The 18425-nt window shown below is 55.4% G+C and carries 14 protein-coding genes; 11 read left to right on the forward strand and 3 right to left on the reverse strand.

Annotation, left to right across the window (positions count from 1 at the left end; translation table 11 throughout):
- The first annotated feature begins 9 nt into the window (after positions 1-9).
- From murD to ftsZ, 9 genes are all read left to right on the forward strand, one after another.
- Complete coding sequence (gene murD / locus BMW46_RS06320; RefSeq protein ID WP_074706171.1) at positions 10-1464, forward strand: UDP-N-acetylmuramoyl-L-alanine--D-glutamate ligase; 1455 nt, start codon at positions 10-12, stop codon at positions 1462-1464.
- Between the two features lie 4 nt (positions 1465-1468).
- On the forward strand, positions 1469-2629 hold the full coding sequence (gene ftsW, locus BMW46_RS06325; RefSeq protein WP_074706611.1) for a putative lipid II flippase FtsW: 1161 nt from the start codon (positions 1469-1471) through the stop codon (positions 2627-2629).
- Between the two features lie 19 nt (positions 2630-2648).
- Positions 2649-3722: an undecaprenyldiphospho-muramoylpentapeptide beta-N-acetylglucosaminyltransferase gene (murG, locus tag BMW46_RS06330; protein ID WP_081355701.1), complete on the forward strand. Its 1074-nt coding sequence runs from the start codon at positions 2649-2651 to the stop codon at positions 3720-3722.
- 62 nt (positions 3723-3784) lie between these two features.
- Entirely contained in the window at positions 3785-5266 is a 1482-nt protein-coding gene (gene murC / locus BMW46_RS06335; RefSeq protein ID WP_074706176.1) for a UDP-N-acetylmuramate--L-alanine ligase, read from the forward strand.
- Positions 5267-6313, forward strand: a complete 1047-nt coding sequence (murB, locus tag BMW46_RS06340) for a UDP-N-acetylmuramate dehydrogenase (RefSeq protein ID WP_074706178.1) — start codon at positions 5267-5269, stop codon at positions 6311-6313. It begins immediately after the preceding gene.
- Complete coding sequence (locus tag BMW46_RS06345; RefSeq protein WP_074706181.1) at positions 6303-7223, forward strand: D-alanine--D-alanine ligase; 921 nt, start codon at positions 6303-6305, stop codon at positions 7221-7223. The genes murB and BMW46_RS06345 overlap by 11 nt, the downstream gene beginning before the upstream one ends.
- Complete coding sequence (locus BMW46_RS06350) at positions 7213-7923, forward strand: cell division protein FtsQ/DivIB (protein WP_074706184.1); 711 nt, start codon at positions 7213-7215, stop codon at positions 7921-7923. Before BMW46_RS06345 ends, BMW46_RS06350 begins: the two co-directional genes overlap by 11 nt.
- Positions 7924-8002: 79 nt before the next feature.
- Positions 8003-9241, forward strand: coding sequence for a cell division protein FtsA (gene ftsA / locus BMW46_RS06355; RefSeq protein WP_074706614.1), 1239 nt, complete (start codon positions 8003-8005; stop codon positions 9239-9241).
- A 134-nt stretch (positions 9242-9375) separates the two neighbouring features.
- A complete protein-coding gene (gene ftsZ, locus BMW46_RS06360; RefSeq protein ID WP_074706186.1) occupies positions 9376-10545 on the forward strand; it encodes a cell division protein FtsZ in 1170 nt (389 codons plus the stop codon).
- 388 nt (positions 10546-10933) lie between these two features.
- On the opposite strand, the gene BMW46_RS06365 is transcribed toward ftsZ, so the two are convergent.
- Positions 10934-11386: a DciA family protein gene (locus tag BMW46_RS06365; protein WP_074706189.1), complete on the reverse strand. Its 453-nt coding sequence runs from the start codon at positions 11384-11386 to the stop codon at positions 10934-10936.
- A gap of 25 nt (positions 11387-11411) precedes the next feature.
- On the opposite strand from BMW46_RS06365, the gene BMW46_RS06370 reads away from it, so the two are divergent.
- Both BMW46_RS06370 and secA read left to right on the forward strand, forming a co-directional pair.
- Positions 11412-12329: a M23 family metallopeptidase gene (locus BMW46_RS06370; protein ID WP_074706192.1), complete on the forward strand. Its 918-nt coding sequence runs from the start codon at positions 11412-11414 to the stop codon at positions 12327-12329.
- Between the two features lie 90 nt (positions 12330-12419).
- The gene (gene secA / locus BMW46_RS06375; RefSeq protein ID WP_074706194.1) at positions 12420-15173 is read left to right on the forward strand and encodes a preprotein translocase subunit SecA; all 2754 of its coding nucleotides are present in this window, start codon (positions 12420-12422) and stop codon (positions 15171-15173) included.
- A 336-nt stretch (positions 15174-15509) separates the two neighbouring features.
- Here the strand turns inward: secA and BMW46_RS06380 are convergent, their stop codons facing one another.
- Positions 15510-16076: a cytochrome P460 family protein gene (locus tag BMW46_RS06380; RefSeq protein ID WP_081355702.1), complete on the reverse strand. Its 567-nt coding sequence runs from the start codon at positions 16074-16076 to the stop codon at positions 15510-15512.
- 204 nt (positions 16077-16280) lie between these two features.
- The gene (locus BMW46_RS06385; RefSeq protein ID WP_074706197.1) at positions 16281-18392 is read right to left on the reverse strand and encodes a M3 family metallopeptidase; all 2112 of its coding nucleotides are present in this window, start codon (positions 18390-18392) and stop codon (positions 16281-16283) included.
- Positions 18393-18425: the final 33 nt, after the last annotated feature.

Below are 18425 nucleotides of genomic sequence, written 5' to 3' on the forward strand. Positions count from 1 at the left end.
GTTGAAATCATGAATCTGCAAGGCAGAACTGTCCTGGTGCTGGGCCTCGGAGAGACCGGCCTTTCCATGGCAAAATGGTTGTTTCGACGGGGAGCGCTGGTGCGAGCGGCTGATACCCGAAACGAGCCACCCGGCATGAGAGCGTTTAACAGCGCGCTGCCGCAGGCGGAGGTTTTTACAGGTTCCCTGGCTGCCAGTGCCTTTTCCGGCGTGGATTTAATCGCAATCAGTCCTGGTCTGCCCCTGTCGGAGCCTCTTGTGCAGCAGGCGCTGAAAGAAGGCATCCCGGTGGTCGGAGATATGGAGCTTTTTGCCTGGGCAGTCGGGGATGAAGGGGGATGCAGGCCAAAACTCGTCGGGATTACCGGCTCCAATGGCAAAACCACGGTGACCGCCATGACAGGGGCAATGTTAAAAAAAGCGGGGTGGGACGTCGAAGTGGCGGGAAATATCGGTCCTGCGGTACTGGACGCGCTGATGCGTCGGGAAGATACTGGAAAAATGCCGCAGGCGTGGGTGCTGGAACTTTCCAGCTTCCAACTGGAAACCACGAAGAGTCTGGGACTGGATGCGGCCGCAGTGCTGAATGTAAGCGAAGATCATCTTGACCGCTACGCGGGGATGCAGGAATACGCCGCTGCCAAGGCACGGATATTTCTTGGTGGCAGCAACGAGATCGGCGCTGACGGCAAGGGTGACAGCGAGGGCGTGCAAATCCTGAATGGCGATGATCCTGTCGTCCGGCAAATGACGTTAGCGGGGAGACCTCACGTCACTTTCAGCCTTGGTACGCCACAAAGTGACCGCGATTTCGGCTTGCTTCGAGAAGGTGGAGACACCTGGTTGATGCAGGGGGGCAGGCCTCTCATGAAAGCCGGTGAACTCGCCATTACTGGCCGGCACAATTGCGCAAATGCGCTGGCGGCACTGGCACTATGCCGCGCCCTGGCCGTCCCGTTTGAGCCTTTGTTACAGGCGCTCCGCGAATTCAGGGGCTTGCCGCATAGAGTTGAAAAAGTGACGGCTTTCAGTGGTATTACCTTCTACGATGATTCAAAAGGTACTAACGTAGGTGCAACGGTGGCGGCTTTGAAAGGTCTTGGGCAGCCCGTGGTTTTGATTGTCGGCGGAGATGGGAAGGCGCAGAATTTTTTGCCCCTGGCTGCCCCGATAGGTGAGCATGGGCGCGCGGTGGTGCTCATTGGGCGGGATGCGGAAAAAATCGCAGTGGCGATAAATGAGTGCGGAGTGCCTCTGCATCGTGCTCAAACGATGGAAGAGGCGGTTCGGAAAAGTTTTCAGCTGGCGCGAGAGGGCGATGCAGTCCTGATGTCGCCGGCATGCGCAAGCTTCGATATGTTCGACAACTATGTGCATCGGGCAGAGGCGTTCGTTGCGGCGGTAAGAAGCATGCAGGCGGCAAGTGAAGGCAGTAATTCAGCTGCGGTTGCAGGACGGCATTGATCAGATGATTTATCAGTACGGTACCGGAAAGCAGAAAGTTCTGCCTGCGGATTTCGACCAGGCCCTGATCTGGACAGCAATACTCTTGCTGAGCCTTGGGCTGGTGATGGTTTATTCCGCGTCGATTTCGATTGCCGAGGCTGAGGGGAGCGGTTACCCAGCTTATTTTCTCATCCGGCACGCTGCCTATGTCGCGGCAGGTTTGCTGGTGGCAGTGGTTGCGTTCCAGGTCCCCATGGAGTCGTGGCAGAAATATTCTTTCCAATTATTTCTGCTGGGAGGATGCTTGCTGGCACTGGTGCTGGTTCCCGGCGTAGGCCGCGAAATCAACGGTAGCCGCCGCTGGATATCCTTGCTGGTGGTGAACCTTCAACCGTCGGAATTCATGAAATTGTTCATGGTGATCTACGTCGCCAATTACACGGTGCGCAAATCCGCCTTCCTGGGAAGTTTCCGCAAGGGTTTTCTTCCCATGCTGATCATTACGCTCATCGTGGGGGCTCTCCTGCTGCTCGAGCCGGATTTTGGCGCCTTCGTTGTCATTACCACTGTCATGATGGCGATATTGTTTCTGGGAGGGATGGACCTGAAACTATTCGCCGGGCTGATTGGTTTCCTGATTGTTGGCCTGCTTGCACTGGTCTGGAACGCCCCTTATCGCATGCAGCGTTTCTTCGGGTTTCTGGATCCCTGGGATGATCCTTACGGAAAAGGATACCAATTGAGCCATGCGCTGATTGCATTTGGACGCGGTGAATGGCTGGGGGTCGGCCTGGGCGGAAGTGTCGAAAAGCTTTTCTATCTGCCGGAGGCGCACACCGATTTTCTTCTGGCTGTAGTTGCAGAGGAGCTTGGTTTCGTCGGCGTCTTGATCGTGCTGGCGCTATTCAGCTGGGTAATCGCACGCGCGTTCATCATCGGCCGTCAGTCGGCAGTCAGGGGGCGTTATTTTCCCGCACTTGTGGCGCAAGGTATCGGTGTATGGCTGGGAGTGCAGACATTCATCAACATGGGCGTGAATATGGGAGTACTCCCGCCGAAGGGACTCACCCTGCCGTTGATGAGTTTCGGTGGCAGCAGCATAGTTGCGAGCTGTCTCTCGCTGGCGGTGTTGCTCCGCGCAGATTGGGAAAACCGGCAGTTGGCAAGAGGTTATCGGATATGAAAAATACAGGAATGGCGTCTTGAGCCATACGATTCTCATTATGGCGGGGGGAACCGGCGGACATGTATTTCCCGGTCTTGCCGTGGCGGAGTATTTGAAGGAGGCCGGGTGGCGCATAGTCTGGCTTGGAACTGAAGGGGGAATGGAAACAACGCTGGCGCGGCAGCAGGGGCATGCCCTGGAGACGATTCGCTTCTCCGGATTGCGGGGGAAAAACGTTCGCACCTGGTTGTTGCTGCCCGCGCGTCTGTTGCTGGCATTCTGGCAAAGCGCAAGAGTAATACGGAGGGTTCGGCCGGACGTGGTGTTGGGCATGGGTGGTTATCCCGCGTTTCCAGGGGGAATGATGGCCTCGCTGCTGGCGCGGCCGTTGCTGATACACGAACAAAACTCCATTCCGGGACTTGCCAACAGAATCCTTTCGAGACTCGCCGACAGGATATTGCTGGGATTTCCCGACGCGATCAAAGGTGAAAAAAAAGCGGTGTTTTGCGGCAATCCCGTACGTGACGAAATCACCAGGCTGGCGCCGCCTGCACAGAGGTATGCGGACCGCAGCGGAAGTATCAAGCTGCTGGTGGTAGGGGGAAGTCTGGGGGCTCAGGCATTGAATACCATTGTGCCGCAGGCATTGAAGCGGATACCTGAAGGGCTGCGCCCGCAAGTGACGCATCAGGCGGGGACCCGGCATCTGGAGGCGCTGAAGCGGAATTACTCCGAAGCGGGAGTGGAGGGTGAACTGGTTACGTTTATCGACAATATGGCGTCCCGCTATGGAGAGAGTGATCTCGTGATCTGCCGCGCGGGCGCGCTCACCGTCGCGGAGTTGGCCGCAGCGGGTGTAGCCAGCATTCTGGTGCCTTTTCCCTATGCCGTGGATGATCATCAGACCACGAACGCAAAATTTTTGAGCGGGAAAGGCGCTGCGATATTGCTGCCCCAGAGCCAGCTGACCCCGGAAGGACTGGCAGAGCTATTGGTGGGTATGGGCAGGGACCAGTTTATGGAAATGGCATGCCGTGCGAGAGAGCTGGCGCAACCCGATGCTACCCGGTGCGTGGCCGAGACGTGCATGGAAATGGTTGCAGTTTAAGGTGATCATGTTGCCTTCGTCTTACAACTATTACACTTGCTTTATGTGTAAACAACGAAAGTATGAAACACAAAGTTAAGCATATTCATTTTGTGGGCATAGGCGGGTCCGGCATGAGCGGAATCGCCGAAGTACTGCTCAATCTGGGATACAAGATCAGCGGCTCGGATATACATGATAGTGTGACCACCCGGCGACTGAAAAAACTGGGGGCGACGGTTTACATCGGTCATGCCCGCACTCACGTGGCATCGGCGGATGCAGTCGTAACCTCGACCGCGATTCTGCCCGATAATCCGGAGGTTCTGGCGGCACGGGAGAGCAAAGTGCCAGTGGTTCCACGCGCCATCATGCTGGCCGAGCTCCTGAGGTTGCGGCAGGGGATCGCCATCGCGGGTACGCATGGCAAAACCACCACCACCAGTCTGATCACCAGTGTTCTCGCGGAAGCGGGCATGGATCCCACATTCGTTATCGGTGGCCGGCTGGAGGCTGCCGGCTCTCACGCGAAGCTGGGTCGCGGCGAGTTCATCGTGGTGGAGGCGGATGAATCCGACGCTTCATTCCTTCACCTGCAGCCCGTACTGGCGGTAGTCACCAATATCGATGCCGACCACATGGATACCTACGAGCATGATTTCGGCAAGCTCAAGCAGGCGTTCGTGGATTTTGTACAGCATCTGCCCTTCTACGGCATGGCGGTGCTATGTGTGGATGATGCCCACGTACTCGAGATCATGCCGGCTATTACCAAGCCTGTAACTACGTACGGGTTATCGGAAACGGCGCAGGTGCGCGCCGCGGATATTCGTCACAGTGAAGGTCAGATGCACTTTACCGCCCTGATAGGGGTTAACGGCAAAACTCGAAAACTTAAAATCGTGCTGAATCTGCCCGGCTTGCATAATGTGCAAAATGCGCTGGCGGCAATAGCCGTGTGCAATGAGGTTGGACTGCCGGATGTTGCCATAGTCCGGGCTCTGGCGGATTTCAAGGGGGTTGACCGAAGATTCCAGCGTTACGGCGAAATTCCCCTGACTGATCCCGAAAGCGGCAGAAACGGAAGTTTCACCCTGATCGATGACTATGGCCACCATCCCGTGGAGATGGCAGCCACAATCGCCGCAGCGCGCGGCGCATTTCCGGGACGCCGCCTGGTGCTGGCGTTTCAGCCGCACCGTTATACACGCACGCGCGACCTGTTCGAAGATTTCGTCAAAGTTCTATCCACCGCCGATGTACTGCTCCTGACGGAAGTTTATTCCGCTGGCGAAGCGCCCATAATTGCCGCAGACAGCAAATCGCTGGCGCGGTCGCTGCGCGTGCTTGGCAAGGTGGAACCCATCTTTGTCGAGCGGGTGGACGAACTGGAGGAGGCGATTCACAGCATCGCCCGGGATAAGGATGTGGTGCTGGTAATGGGAGCAGGATCGGTGGAAGGAGTGGCTCCCACCCTTTCCCGGGATTCGCAGGCTGAAGCGCGTCTGCCGGTCAGTCCGAAAGAAAATAGGGAACCCGCAGTGCTTTTGTTACAGGGCTCCTGAATGGATATGTCGGAAATCAACTTCTCCCTTGATTATGGCGGCGTTCGTGGCGAACTGCGCCATAATCAGCCGATGAAGAACTATACTTCCTGGCGCGCGGGCGGGAGTGCAGAGCGCATCTATCTGCCGGCGGACTTGGCTGATCTCGCGGCATTTCTGCGCGGCCTACCGTGGAATGAACCGGTATATGTGGTGGGACTCGGCAGCAATCTCCTGGTGCGCGATGGCGGGATGCGGGGCAGCGTCGTTGTACTGCACGCCCGCCTGAACGATTTGCGGCTGGAACAATCCGACACCGGCCAGATGCTGATTTATGCCGGGGCAGGTGTGGCGTGCGCCAAAGTCGCCCGGTTTGCTGCGCTGCAGGGGCTGGGGGGCGCGGAATTCCTGGCAGGTATTCCCGGTACGGTGGGCGGCGCATTGGCAATGAACGCCGGATGCTATGGGACCGAAACCTGGGATATCGTCTCGAGTGTGCAAACCATAGACCGCTCGGGCATGTTGCGCAGACGATCTCCTGGGAATTACGAAATTGGCTATCGGCACGTGGGGTTGAAGGCAGAGGAGAGCGGCGGGAGCCAAAAGGTCGGCGGCACAGAAAATGTCTCTGCCGATTCTCTGATGGACGAATGGTTCTCGGGCGCATGGTTCGCGCTGCTAGGGGGCGATGCAGCGTCAGTTCGGCAGAAAATCAAGGAGTTGCTTGCCCGCCGTATCCATACTCAGCCTTTAAACATGCCTAATGCCGGGTCCGTGTTCCGCAATCCGGAGAATGACAAGGCGGCGCGACTCATCGAGTCGTGCGGGCTGAAGGAGTTTCGTATCGGTGGCGCCATGGTTTCGCCGCGACACGCAAATTTCATTGTGAACACCGGTGGCGCTACTGCCTCCGACATAGAGGCGGTGATTGCTGCGGTACGTGAAACCGTAAAAAAGCAGACCGGCATCGAACTGAAACAGGAGGTGCGCATTATCGGGCTCCCCGCCAGACCCGAGTTGCGTGTCTCCCAGACTGCTTACAGAAAGGATGGTGGATATGGCGGGTAGTCATGACTTCGGGAAAGTCGCGGTTCTCCTCGGAGGGCGATCAGCGGAGCGTGAGATTTCCCTTGAAAGTGGTAAAGCTGTACTCGATGCCCTGCGCCGCTGCGGAGTGGACGCTCATCCATTCGACCCCTCCGAACAGCACATGGACGCGCTTTTGCAGCAAGGGTATGCGCGTGCTCATATCGCCCTCCATGGCCGTTATGGCGAGGACGGGACAGTCCAAGGAGCGCTGGAGCTGCTAGGGATTCCCTATACCGGGAGCGGCGTGCTGGCCAGCGCCTTGGCGATGGACAAATGGCGTACCAAATTGCTTTGGCAGTCCGCGGGCATCAACACGCCGGGCCATATCCTGCTTAATGAGCAGAGCGATTTTGATGCAGTGGCAAAAGAACTGGGCCTGCCGCTGATTGTAAAACCTTCGCGAGAGGGTTCCACCATTGGTCTGAGCAAGGTAAGGGAGGCAGGGGAAGTCGCTGCCGCATGGCGCCTTGCTGCCCGCCATGATGCCATGGTGCTGGCGGAGCAGTTTATCGAAGGAACCGAACTCACGGCTTCCATTCTCGGAGATGTTGCGTTGCCGCTGGTGCGAATTCAGGTCGAGGGTGATCTGTACGACTACGAAGCCAAATACCTGTCGGACAAGACGCAGTATTTCTGCCCGAGCGGGGTGTCCGAGGAGCAGGAGTGCCTCATTCGGAAACAGGCATTGCAGGCGCACAGACTGTTGGGCTGCGAAGGTTGGGGAAGGGTAGATTTGATACTGGATAAATCGGGTACTCCCTACTTTCTCGAAGCGAACACATCCCCCGGGATGACCACCCATAGTCTCGTTCCCATGGCGGCAAAAGCGGCAGGAATATCCTTCGAGGAGCTGGTGCTGAAGATACTGGGACTGGCCCATGTGGGATAACCATCAGGCATTGAATCAGGTGGCGGACTGGCTGTTTACGCTGGCGGGACTGACAGCAATCTACCTTATGGTCCAGTGGACGATCCATCTGCCGCTGCTGCCTCTGAAGGAAGTCAATATCAGGAGCAACAGCGGCAGCGGCGAGCTGAGGCACGTGACGCGAGAACAGGTTTCTGACGCGGTTCATCGCGAAGTGGGAGGAAATTTTTTAACCATTGATCTTGAGGCTGCGCGGCACACGTTCGAAAAACTGGCCTGGGTAAGGGTGGCAAGTGTTCGGCGGATCTGGCCAAATGGGCTGGACGTGGTGGTCGAGGAGCATGTGCCGCTGGCACACTGGGGCGACAGTGCTCTGGTCAACAGGCAAGGAGAGATATTCAATGCTACCTCGGATGAGCCGATGCCGATATTTGAAGGGCCAAGAGAGAGTGTTCGTGAAATGGTGCATCAGCATGCAGTTTTTACCAGATTGCTACAGCCATTGAAGCAGGACGTCGAGCAGGTGGAACTTTCACCCCGGCGCGCATGGCGGGTTCGTCTCGGGAACGGAACGATACTGGAGCTCGGGCGAGAGCAGCTGGAGAAGCGGTTGGAGCGCTATGTACAGACGCACGATCTGGTCGTAGCGCGTTTGAATCAACGTTTGAGTTATGTAGATTTACGTTATGTCAGTGGTTTCGCAGCGCGTGGAACGCGATAGCAGTGAAGCTCCCCAGGAGCAGACAGGCAGGATTTCCGGAAATCCCGTGGAGCGGGAGGAAGCAGGGATTGCAAGGCAAATGAATAGAGGCAGTGAAGCTAAAAATCTGGTTGTCGGCATTGATATCGGCACTTCGAAGATTGTGACCGTTGTCGCTGAAATGAAGCCTGAAGGCGGATACACCGTGATCGGCATGGGCAGTCATCCATCACGGGGTCTGAAGAAAGGTGTGGTGGTGAATATCGATGCGACCGTGAACGCGATTCAACGTGCCTTGGAAGAGGCGGAGTTGATGGCAGATTGCAAGATTCGCGAGGTTTATACCGGTATCGCAGGGAGTCACATCAAGAGTTTCAATTCGCACGGGATGGTGCCTATCAGGAACAAGGAGGTGTCCCGGCAGGATGTGGAGCGGGTGATGGAGACGGCAAAGGCCGTGAATATACTGAACGACCAGCAGGTGCTCCATGTGCTCAACCAGGAATTCATCATAGACGAGCAAGAGGACGTTCTGGAACCGATTGGCATGAGCGGCGTACGGCTCGAAGTCAAAGTTCATATCGTTACGGGTTCGGTATCGGCTGTTCAGAACATCCTGAAGTGCGTGCGCCGCTGCGGGTTGGAAGTGCGCGACCTGGTGCTGCAGCCTCTTGCTTCCGCAATGGCCGTTTTATCGGAAGATGAGAAAGACCTGGGGGTTTGCCTCTTGGATATCGGCGGAGGTACGACCGATATCGCGATATTTACCCGGGGTGCCATTCGCCACACCGCGGTAATTCCGATTGCCGGAGATCAGATTACCAACGATATTGCGTTGGCGCTGCGCACCTCTCCCAGCGACGCCGAAGACATCAAGTGCCGCTACGGATGCGCGTTGCGCAGCATGGCCGATCCACACGAAATGGTGGAAGTGACGGGGGTGGGCAACCGGAGCGTCCGTCATCTGTCGAGACAGACATTGGCGGAAGTCATCGAGCCGCGCGTGGAGGAGCTCTACTCGCTCGTGCAGGCCGAGCTGCGGCGCAGTGGTTTCGAAGAATTGCTGTCATCAGGGATCGTGATCACGGGCGGCAGCAGTTCTCTGGAAGGAATGGTGGAGCTCGGTGAAGAAATATTTCACATGCCGGTGCGACTGGGATTGCCCAAATACCACGGCACTCTCGAGGAAGTGGTGGTCACACCAAGATGCTCCACTGGAATAGGCTTGATCCTCGCAGGGGTGGACCAGCTGCAACAGCACGAGCAAACCAGGCTGGAGGGCAATTCATTCACGCGGATCCTGGACAGGATGAAAAGCTGGTTTCAGGTCAATTTCTGAGTTGCTGGCTGCGTGCCGGCATGGAGAGTTTGAAAGCAACGCTTTGTACCTGGCGAGTGCGAGCGCGAATTGCATACCGCCAAGGTATCGACGAGTAACGTTTATTGTTTGAACACATAAAAGGGAGGTGCGTGATGTTCGAAATCATGGATACACAAACACAGGAAGCTGTTATCAAGGTCATCGGCGTGGGTGGGTGCGGGGGTAATGCTGTAGATCACATGATGGAAAACGGTGTGCAAGGCGTCGACTTTATTTGCGCCAATACCGATTCACAGGCGTTGAAGCGCAATCAGGCGCGTACCCTGGTGCAATTGGGATCGACGATCACCAAGGGATTGGGGGCCGGCGCCGATCCAGAGATTGGACGGCATGCCGCACTCGAGGACCGCGATCGCATTGCCGAGTTGATTGAAGGGGCGGACATGCTGTTCATTACCGCAGGCATGGGCGGCGGAACCGGAACAGGCGCTGCGCCGGTAGTGGCTCAGGTTGCAAGGGAAATGGGAATTCTGACCGTCGCCGTGGTCACGAAACCTTTTGTATTTGAAGGCAGACGCGTGAGAGCGGCCCAGGCGGGACTGGAAGCGCTTGCGCAATACGTTGATTCCCTGATTGTGATTCCCAATGACAAGCTGATGGCGGTGCTGGGAGAAGAAGTCAGCATGCTGGATGCATTCAAGGCAGCCAACAATGTATTGTATAGCGCCGTCGCCGGTATCGCCGAAGTGATCAATTGTCCGGGACTCGTCAATGTCGATTTCGCCGATGTGAAAACGGTGATGTCCGAAATGGGTATGGCAATGATGGGTTCGGCGATTGCCTGTGGTCCCGATCGCGCTCAGGCCGCAGCCGAACAGGCAGTTGCAAGTCCCTTGCTGGAGGACATCAATCTTGCCGGTGCGCGTGGGGTACTGGTAAATATCACTGCCAACGCCGCAATGAAGATGCGCGAGGTACATGATGTAATGAACACGATCAAGGACTTCACCGCCGAGGACGCTACCGTGATCGTCGGGACCGTCATTGACGACGACATGCATGATGATCTGCGTGTGACCGTGGTGGCGACCGGTCTGGGCGGAGTCGGCTTGGGAGGCGCCACTCGCGTCCCCCCCAAGCCCTTGAGCGTTGTCCACCCGCGGACCGCCATGGATAATATCGACACCATGAATTGGAAGGACTCGGAAGGTCCTGCTTCGATCCGAACGAACAGGCAGCGGGATGCAGCCGTCGAAGCGATGAGGCAGTCAGGGGTGGATATACTGGATATTCCAGCATTCCTGAGAAAACAGGCCGATTGAGCAACGGCTACCGGTTACACCGGGTCTGGAGCGAGATTCTCCAGCAGCATTGGCTGCACTGAATATTTTTTGCCTTCTGATCTACCTTGACGCACGTTCAGAAGCGCAGATGGGCAGAACAGGTTGTAATCATCGGGAGTTTTTTCTTGCAGGTCGTCTCGGCAAACCGAGCGACCCGCTATTTCCTGCGAGGGAATATTCTCCTTCGCCTGGGTAGCGTTGAGCGCAGCGCTCGTTCATGCGGCAATTTGTTGATTTCAACCTGATGGCTGAATATTCCGCCTTCTGCCCTTGTTCTCTTCCGATTTTGCTCCCCTTTGGTCGGCTCGCGGTTTTGTTCGGGTTCCAGGGATAAAAACAGGGATAGAACAAGGCATCGCCTTTTCTTTCAGAGTCTCCTTTCCTGTTTTTCCAGCAGCGACTCCACCGCGGTTTTCAATGGCGAATCTTCCAGACCCGCAGCCAGGACATTCAGACTCTTGATGCCCTCTTTATCTATTTGGCGTTTTTTGTCCGGGAAATCATTCCCGCGAATGTCGCGGTAATTTGCTTGCACAGCAATCCGAATTGCAGTAACCTCGTACCCGGCTGCCTGAAGCTTTAATAATAATGATGGCAGCATGTGTCTGAGTTTTGCAGCAATCGCACCGTTATCCGCGCAAATTGTCAGGCTTCCTTCAGAGAAGCCACCTAAAGCGCAGTACTTGCCCAGGTTAGGGGGCATAATTTTCTTAAATGCCCGTTGCATCTCGGTTAACTTTTCCACGTGATTGAATAACCGCTGATGCTCAGGCGTCAGCCTCAGGGTCCCAAGGTAGAAATCGATCTTGCGGGCAGTCATGGCTGAATCATGATTAGGGGAGAAGATGAATATTATTCTAATTTCCAATAATTCGGCAAAAGCAAAAACCCTGACTTTAACCGCTAAGCACCTTACGCTCGTGGTTTTAGGGTTCTTTTTTGCTTCCATGCTGATGGCGATGGTACTCAACTATATATCCTTGCAATATGCAGACAAGATCGACAGTCCCACATTGAGATCACTGGTTTTAAGCGCACAGCAGGAGGAGCAGCAGAAAACGCAGTCCTATCTGCGTGACAGCCTCAATGCCATGGCGATCAAGATGGGCCAGATGCAGGCCCAGCTACTGCGGCTCGATTCCGTTGGCGTGCGACTGGCAGAGCTAGCCGGCATGAAGCCGCAGGAGTACCTGTTCAACCAGAATCCGGGGCAGGGAGGTACCTTGTCTACACAGCAATTACAGGATATCTCATTTGCTGAATTCAACAGTCAGATACAGGAGTTGGCACGGGCGCTGGATGATCGCACCGACAAGCTCGATGCCCTGGATTCGCTGCTGATGCAGGACAGGCTCAGGAAGAAGTTTCTTCCATCGGCAATGCCGGTAGAGGGGAAGGCGTACTCTTCCGGTTTCGGCCTGCGTATCGATCCTTTTTCCGGAAAGCGCCATTTTCATGAAGGTATCGACTTCATCATGCCCGCCGGATCGCCCGTTCTCGCAGCGGCGGGGGGCGTGGTAGTGTATTCCGATTATCATCCTGAGTATGGTAATATGATTGATGTTGACCACGGCAATGACTTTGTCAGCCGCTATGCTCATGCCTCCAAGCGCTTGGTGAAGGTGGGCCAAGTGGTGGTGCGTGGACAGAAGATTGCGGAAGTGGGCAGCACAGGCCGCTCTACCGGTCCGCATCTTCACTTTGAAGTCAGGCATAGAGGCTCGCCGCAAAATCCGTCACGGTTCCTGAAGATGCCGGGTTGAGCCGGGATAAATACTTTGCAGTGGGGGGTGAGGCCGAAAAAACCTCACCCCCTATTTTTTTGACGATCGCTTAATAGAAATAGAATTTTCATGCTCAACAATCTGCTCAAAAAAGTGTTCGGGAGCCGTAACGACAGGCTCATCAAACAGTATTCACAGACCGTGACGGCGATCAATGCGCTGGAAGCGAAGATCGCGGCGCTGAGCGATGCTGAATTGCGTGGAAAGACCGAAGAGTTCAGGCAGCGCATCGGGGAAGGGGCCGATCTCGATATGCTGCTGCCGGAGGCATTTGCAGTCGTGCGCGAAGCAGGCAAGCGCGTGCTCGGAATGCGTCATTTCGATGTGCAGTTGATTGGCGGCATGGTGCTTCACGACGGCAAGATTGCCGAAATGCGGACAGGTGAAGGCAAGACACTGATGGCAACTTTGCCTGCTTACCTCAATGCGCTGGCGGGCAAGGGGGTGCACCTCGTCACCGTGAATGATTATCTGGCAAAGCGCGATGCCGAATGGATGGGGCGCATCTATCGATTCCTGGGGATCAGCGTAGGCGTGATTCTGTCCCAGATGGATCATGGCAACAAGCAGGCAGCCTACGCGGCCGATATAACCTATGGCACCAACAACGAATACGGATTCGACTACCTGCGCGATAACATGGTGGCTCATCCGCTCGAGCGGGTGCAGCGTATGCTCAATTTTGCCATAGTCGATGAAGTCGACTCCATCCTGATCGACGAGGCGCGTACTCCTTTGATCATTTCAGGGCAGGCGGAAGGCAACACGGACGTTTATGTGCGCATGAACGTGCTGATTCCAAAACTGGTCCGGCAGGAAAACGAGGACAGTCCGGGGGATTTCAGCGTGGATGAGAAAGCCCAGCAGGTATTGTTGAGCGAGTCAGGGTTCGAGCACGCGGAAAAGTTGCTGGTCCAGAGCGGACTGCTTCCTTCCGGAACAAGCCTGTATGATCCCGCCAATATCAGTCTCGTTCATCACCTTTACGCCGGTCTGCGCGCGCACGCCTTGTTTCATCGGGATCAGCACTATGTGATTCAGAATGGCGAAGTCGTTATCGTCGATGAGTTTACCGGACGGCTCATGTCAGGCAGGCGTTGGTCCGAAGGCTTGCATCAGGCGGTGGAGGCAAAGGAAGGCGTTACCATCCAGAAGGAGAATCAGACGCTCGCCTCGATCACCTTCCAGAATTATTTCCGGATGTACGAGAAACTGGCGGGCATGACCGGCACTGCCGATACCGAAGCTTACGAATTCCAGCAGATTTACGGACTGGAAACCGTGATCATTCCAACCCACCGTCCCATGATACGTATCGATCGGATGGACCAAGTATTCCGCACGATGGACGAAAAGTACCAGGCAATCATCGCGGACATCAAGGACTGTCAGGAGAGAGGGCAACCTGTTCTGGTGGGTACCACCTCGATTGAAAACAACGAACTGCTTTCCTCCCTGTTGACTCGCGAGAAATTGCCGCATCAGGTGCTGAACGCGAAGCAGCACGCGCGGGAGGCGGAAATCGTTGCCCAGGCGGGTCGTCCGAAAATGATCACCATCGCCACGAACATGGCCGGCCGGGGCACGGACATCGTGCTGGGCGGCAATCCCGAACCTGAATTCGAGCGCATCCGTTCCGACGAAAGCCTGGGCGAATCAGAAAAAACAGAACGGATTGCGGAATTGCAACAGCAGTGGCAGGCCCTTCATGATGAAGTGCTGGAAAAAGGAGGGCTGCATATCATCGGTACCGAACGGCATGAATCGCGTCGGGTAGATAATCAGTTGCGTGGCCGGTCCGGCCGCCAGGGGGACGCCGGTTCCAGCCGGTTTTATCTATCGCTGGAGGATGCGCTGTTGCGTATTTTTGCCTCCGACAGGGTAGCAAGCATCATGCAGCGGCTCAACATGCCGCAGGGAGAAGCCATTGAACACCCCTGGGTAACGCGCGCAATCGAGAACGCGCAACGCAAGGTGGAAGCGCGGAACTTCGACATACGCAAGCAACTGCTGGAGTACGATGATGTGGCCAATGACCAGCGCAAAGTCATCTATCAGCAGCGCAATGAACTGCTTGAGTCGGAAGATATAACCGAAACGACAACCGCGATGCGGGCAGATATGCTGCGCAATCTCATCACACTTCATGTGCCGCCCCAAAGTGTCGAGGAGGAATGGGATATTCCAGGGCTGGAGAAGGCGCTGGCCGCCGAGTATCACCTGACCCTGCCCTTGCGGGAATGGCTGGAAAAAGAACCGGACTTACATGAGGATAGCCTCCATCAGCGCATCATAGAGGCGGCGAATACGCTCTACTCCGGCAAGGTGGAGCAAGTGGGAGCGACTATCATGCATCAGTACGAGCGCGCGGTCATGCTGCAAAGCCTTGACATGCACTGGCGCGAGCATCTCGCCTCACTGGATCACCTGCGCCAGGGAATTCACTTGCGCGGATATGCGCAGAAAAATCCCAAGCAGGAATATAAGCGCGAAGCTTTTGAACTCTTCACATCCATGCTCGAAGAAATCAAGGCGGAAGTCAGCAAGACGCTCATGGCAGTACAGATCAGAAGTGAGCAACAGGTGGAAGCCGTGGCGGAAACCCACCACGCCCCAGTCAATGTGCAGTACCATCACGCTGCTTTTGAAGAAGCGCTGGGTGAAGAAGAAAGTCCCGAGAGTATTGGGGAAGATATCGAAGGCCGGGAGCGTCCGCAGAAACATCAGCCGTTCGTCCGCCAGGGAGAAAAGATCGGACGTAACGATCCGTGTCCCTGTGGCTCAGGAAAGAAATATAAACAGTGTCATGGCAAGCTGAATTAATCTCTCCCGTTTATCTGCGCAGTTGCGTCTGTTTTGAGTATGCAATACCGCGCAGCCCAAAGAACATTCAGTTCCGGTAACGTCTATGCGTCCGGCGATAAAGCCGAGGGGGAGGGATGCTGATACCAGTCCCTCCGCCTAACGGGATAGCTGGAAAGAAAAGGGACTGACAGAAACGAGGCCCGGCAGGATAGCAGAATGTAATCCGACTGCCTTAAGTGAACCTGGTCGTGGTTTTGCCGCCGAGAGGCGGCTCGGCGGCGGAATACAGCGATTACTTCCTGAAACAGTTTCAATATACAGTTTTAGTGCGCGGTTTCAATACGTCGATGCCGATCAGCTTGCCCGCTTCTGGAAATACTCGTCGTAGCGGAAGATATAATCTTTGTCTTTCAAAGGCAGGTGGCATCCGCGGCAGGTATTGAGATCATCGGGCGCTTTTGTTTTACCATCCGCCATATACATTGAATATACCCAGTCTCCATTCCTGAGTTCTGGCGATACACTTTCACCCCACCCGGCTCCTTTCGCCATCACGCCGACTTTCTGCAATTCCCCTTTGACGAGCTTGCCGTCCGGTCCTTTGAGCGGGGTTCCGTCAGCCGCCTCGCCTGCCTTATAGATTTCCATTACCGTAATGGTTCCGTTAGGGAAGGCCTCTCCCATCTTGGTCTCGTAACCGGTAGGGTTGATATAGATTTCCCGGACTTGCTTATTGTCGGGGCGCTGTACTTCGGATAGAAACTTGGGCCAGCTTTTATAGTTATCCGGCAGCGGCAGTTCACCGTCACTATATTTCTGCGCCTGCTCCTCCACTTTCGGTGCGGGCGGCTTTTGCGCGCACCCCGCCAATGCTATTGTCAGCATCATTGCCGTAATGACTTCCCGTGTCACACCTTTCATCTGATTTTCTCCTATAGTCGATGCTGCTGAGTTACTTATGGTTTTTCACATTCCTGGATTCAAATAATCGAATTGCCGGGATTTTTTTCGCGATTGCAGGTTGTAACCGGTATAGGGGAAAGCATGAGCCTCGTATTCTGGATTCCGAATTCAGTTGCAGGATGAGGTTGATTTAAGCTTCATGGCCCTTTTTTTCTCAGCGTGTTATGCAGGCGCTGGGGCCATGCCGTTATGCCGCAGGAGTGCATTTATTTCTGGCCCGCGTCCCCGGAACGCAATAAAAGATTCCAATGCCGGCCGGCTTCCACCTACTGCGAGGATTTCTTTCCAGAAGCGTAGTCCGGTTTCAGAATTGACTACGGTACCCGCGGGATTTTCCTCGAACATGCTGTATGCATCCGCAGACAACACTTCCGCCCATTTGTAACTGTAATATCCGGCGGCATAGCCTCCGCCGAAAATATGCGAGAAACTGTTGGGAAAGCGGTTGAACGCGGGAGGAATGATGACGGCAACCTGCTCGCGGACTTCATCGAGCAGTTGCTGCGCGGTTTTCTGGCCATACGGATCGAAATCGAAATGCAAATGCATGTCGAACAATGCAAACTCGAGTTGCCTGAGCATCTGCAGGCCGCTCTGGAAGTTCTTCCCCGCCAGCATCTTGTCGAACAGTTCACGCGGCATGGACGCGCCCGTATCCACGTGTCTTGCCATCCTGCTGATTACCTCCCATTCCCAGCAGAAGTTTTCCATGAACTGGCTGGGCAGTTCCACCGCATCCCATTCTACGCCATGGATGCCGGATACACCGAGGTCATCCACCTGGGTTAGCAGGTGATGGAGGCCATGTCCGAATTCATGAAACAGAGTAATGACTTCATCGTGAGTGAACAGGGCAGGGCGAACTTTCTCTCCATGAGAGACAGGTCCGGAAAAGTTACAGTTGAGGTATGCGACGGGCGCTTGAACCGCGTATTCCCGATTGTCCGCGTTCCTAACATACCGACGGCGACTGATCGCATCATCCATCCAACCTCCTCCCCGCTTGCCTGGTCGTGCGTAGAGATCAAGATAGAATCGGCCGATGAGCTTTCCCTCACTGTCGGCTATATTGAACAGCTTGGCATCCGGATGCCAGAGTTGAATCGTGGTTGCTTCCACCGGAGTGATGTTGATGCCGTAAAGATTCTCTACCAGACCAAACATACCCGGCAGCACGCTCGTTTCCGGGAAATATTGCTTTACTTCCTGTTCTGAGAAGGCATAACGCTCGAGGCGCAGCTTTTCGCTGACGTACGCCAGATCCCACGCTTCGAGGGTATCCAGTTGCAGCTTGTCGGCTGCAAACTGGCGCAACTCCTTCAGGTCGCGTTCGGCATAGGGCTTGGCTTTGTCGGCGAGCTCGCCGAGAAAGTCCAACACCTGGGCCGGAGTAGACGCCATCTTCGTCGCCAACGATACTTCAGCATAGCATTCGAATCCGAGCAACTGCGATTCCTCCTTGCGTAGTTCAAGTATTCGGGCAATGAGTGGAGTGTTATCCAGATTGCCTGTATCCCCGGATGGAAGGGCGGCTGGGCTCAGTTCGCTGGCACGGGTGGAATAGGCGCGGTACATTTTTTCACGCAGCTTCCTGTTATCCGCGTATTGCATAAGGGGCAGATACGAAGGCGCGTGCAAGGTGAACTTCCAGCCAGTCGCATTATCTCTTTCCGCAACTTCTCTCGCTGTTTGCAATACATCATCAGGAATACCGGAAAGCTCACTGGCGTCCTCCACGTGCAATACAAACGCGTTGGTGGCGTCCAGAAGATTGTCGTTGAAGCGCGAGCCCAGCGCTGACAGCTCTTCCTGAATCTGGAGGAAGCGCGCTTTCTTCTCGACAGGCAGTTCTGCCCCGCCCAGCCGGAAGTCCCGCAGCTCATTCTCGATGACCTTTTGCCGGGCGGCGCTCAGTCCTTCGAATTCCCTGCTACCGCGCAATTCCTTGAATTTTTCGAACAGTGCCTGATCCTGGGCCAGCTCCGCATAATACTGCGTGACAAGAGGCAGGTTGGCATTATAAGCCTCGCGCAGTTCCGGGGTGTTTACCACCGCATTCAAATGGGATACCTGCCCCCATGCACGGGAGAGCCGCTCGTTGCCATCCGCCATGGGCTGAACGAAGTTGTCCCAGGTTGGCAAGTCGGTGTCCTCCCGTATTTGTCCAATGAGGGCGCGATTGTCATTCAGCAATTGACTTACAGCCGGTGTGATATGTTCGGTACGAATCTCGGCAAAGCGCGGCAATCCGGAAAAATCGAGCAGAGGGTTCATTGATGGAAATTCACTCAGTTTGAAAGAAGAGAA

Source organism: Nitrosospira multiformis, assembly GCF_900111585.1.
GTDB classification, from domain to species: domain Bacteria; phylum Pseudomonadota; class Gammaproteobacteria; order Burkholderiales; family Nitrosomonadaceae; genus Nitrosospira; species Nitrosospira multiformis_B.